General features: G+C 26.7%; 2 protein-coding genes. Both read right to left on the reverse strand.

Going from position 1 to position 2,941, the window contains the following annotated elements:
• Positions 1 to 45 precede the first annotated feature (45 nt).
• Positions 46 to 1,641, reverse strand: coding sequence for a putative manganese-dependent inorganic diphosphatase (locus RDX53_RS13950; protein ID WP_295677744.1), 1,596 nt, complete (start codon positions 1,639 to 1,641; stop codon positions 46 to 48).
• Positions 1,642 to 1,950: 309 nt separating this feature from the next.
• Positions 1,951 to 2,292: a hypothetical protein gene (locus tag RDX53_RS13955; protein WP_195931280.1), complete on the reverse strand. Its 342-nt coding sequence runs from the start codon at positions 2,290 to 2,292 to the stop codon at positions 1,951 to 1,953.
• Positions 2,293 to 2,941 lie beyond the last annotated feature (649 nt).

A 2,941-nucleotide genomic window follows, 5' to 3' on the forward strand; every position in this document is an offset into this window, starting at 1 on the left:
ATTTTTTATTATATATATTTTATATCTATAATCTAGATATTTTTATTACATATTTTTAACTGCATTAGTTAAGTTAGGTACTAATTGTTTCTTTCTAGAAACTACACCTTCAGCGAATACACCTTGATTTGCATCAACGTTGAATGCTTCAGATATTACTGAATCATTAGCTTTGTATAATAAGTAAGAACCTTCTTTTATTATATCTGTTATAGCTAATACTAACATATCGTAGTCAGTACCGTTTATATAAGATAAGTATTCGTCTTTTTTATTTAATATAGAATCTATATCTAAAGTCATAACTTGTCCTATACCAACTTTATTTCCGCTCATGTTGAACTCTTTGAAGTCCATGTTTACTATTTCTTCTATAGAGAATTCATCTAAAGAAGTACCAGCTTTGAACATATCCATTCCGTAAGCTTCATAATCAACACCAGCTATTTCAGCTAATTCTAAAACTGCTTTTTTATCTAATTCAGTAGTAGTTGGTGATTTGAATATTAATGTATCTGATAATATTGCAGATAATAATAAACCAGCTATGTGTTTAGGAACTTCTACTTTATGTTCTTTGTATAAGTTGTATACTATAGTAGAACAACATCCAACTGGAGCAACTCTAACTGATATTGGTAAGTCAGTAGATATACCACCTATTTTGTGGTGATCAACTATTTCAACTATGTTTGCTTGTTCTATACCATCAGCACTTTGAGCAAATTCGTTGTGGTCAACTAATATTACGTTTTTCTTAGTTGGGTTTAATAAATGTCTTCTAGAAACTAATCCTAAGAATTGTCCATCATTATCTATAACTGGATAAGCTCTGAAGTTTGTATTTAACATAGTTTCTTTTACATCATCAACATAATCATTTTCGTTGAATAAAACTAAGTTTTCTTTAGTTATGATATCTTCTATTTCTGCACATTGATTTATTAAATTAGATGCAGTATATGTATCACAATCAACGGATATAACAGTAACACCGTTAGCTTTTGCTAATGCTGTTAACTCTTCGTTAAGTTGTGCTTTTCCTGTTAATATTAATAATGCAACTTTAGTATCTATAGCGTATTCGATTATATCATATCTGTTACCAACTATAGCTATGTCGCCTTCACCTAAAAGGTTCATTATTTCTTCTATTCCGTAAGATAAAGTAGTTACTCTACCGCTGAAAGAATCACCGCATTTTACTAATACTTCACCTTTTAAGTTGTAACAAACATTCTCTAGAGGTATATTAACCTTTCTGAAATGTTGGTACATTAAACTTTTAGCTATCTCTACCATTGTTATTATACCTTGGAATTTTCCGTCAGCAGAAACTACTGGTAAAGTTTTTGTTCCTTTTTCTATCATTGTGTTATAAGCGTTTAAAACTGAATCGCTAGGTTTTAAAGATTTTATTCTATCGTAACTTAAATCTTTAACTTGTATTTTTACGTCTTCAAGAACTTCAGGAGCTTGAACACCGAAATAATCTAAAGCATATTGAGCTTCCTTTCTAACTTCTCCTAAAGCGTAAGGAGTAGCTTCAACTCCTATTTGGTTTTTTAAGTGTGCTAATGAAATAGCAGAGCATATACTATCTGTATCTGGATTTTTGTGTCCAAAAACTAATAAACTCATATAAATAACTCCTTTCAACTATCTAAAAAAATAATTAGAATATATTCTTATTTTAACTAAGGATTAACCTAATCCTCAAAAATATATCATTAATAAACTTATTATAACAAATAGGCACATATATTTGTTCATATAAAAAAAATAATGTATAAATTAAGTATGATATTTGTTATAATGCAATACTTATTATACAATAAATAAAGATATTAACATAGACAATATAATAAATATAAATTTAAATTATATTGTAAAGATAACAGAGTATTTATAAGCATAAGGAGGGAGGTAAAACTCCCTTATTTTGATCTGTTATTTATCTATTATGATTTTAGACATTATTACCTTTTCGTATTCATTTTTTATGCAAAGAACTTGGTCGGTTAAATCTAATTCAAAGTTTGCAAATGCAGAGAATAAATCGATATCTCTCATTAAATGAACAGTAATAGTTTCCATGTTTTTATTTATTCTAAGTAGTATAGATCTGACAAATGGGAATTGTATTCTAGAGTTAAAGAAATTATCATCACCAAGATTTATATCTAAACATCTATAATTTACGTCTACATAAAGGTCTAAATCATCATCTTCTTCTCGAATTGTTCTATATTCAAAATCACAATCTAAATTTATTTTTCCTATTTTAATCATTATTGCCTCCAACTTAATATAGTAATTAATATTTAAATTAGCATATAAGAATAAAAATTTTCAAGCATATTTGAATTAGATGTTTAGTTGTAACTTTTTATAAAAAATAAGAGCTTTCATTTGGGGGAATGAAAGCTCAATTAAATTGGGGGAGATTGAGTTAAATATTTAAATTACAATAGTATTATTGTTCAAATTTATGAATTATATACAAAAAATAAAAAATAAATTTTAACAAAAAAGTTACAAATTACAAAAATAGTAAAGCCATTGCAATTACTAAGGTTTAATAGAAAAAAATTAGAAAAATTGCATTAAAAAAGTAACAAACATGTAACTTTTTTGCAAAAAAAGGTTTCAAAAGTTACGAAAATGTAATATAATATTTGTATTAAAAGGAATAAAAAAGAAAAGTAATCAGAAAATAGAAATTACTTAAACGAGTTTTAAGTACATTAAAATCAAGAATTATTTACAATAAAAAGTATTTACAATAAAGATTTTCGGAATAAAAAAGGATTTAGGGGGAAAATAATTTATGTTAAAGAAATTTGTTAAAACGTCGGTAATTGTAGGAGCAGTAGTAGCTGCGTTAGGAGTAACAACTCAAGTTGATGCGGCAAGTTGCGGAACAGTAACAGCTAGTTCA

Origin of the sequence: uncultured Intestinibacter sp. (genome assembly GCF_902468165.1) — a bacterium.
Classification (GTDB): domain Bacteria; phylum Bacillota; class Clostridia; order Peptostreptococcales; family Peptostreptococcaceae; genus Intestinibacter.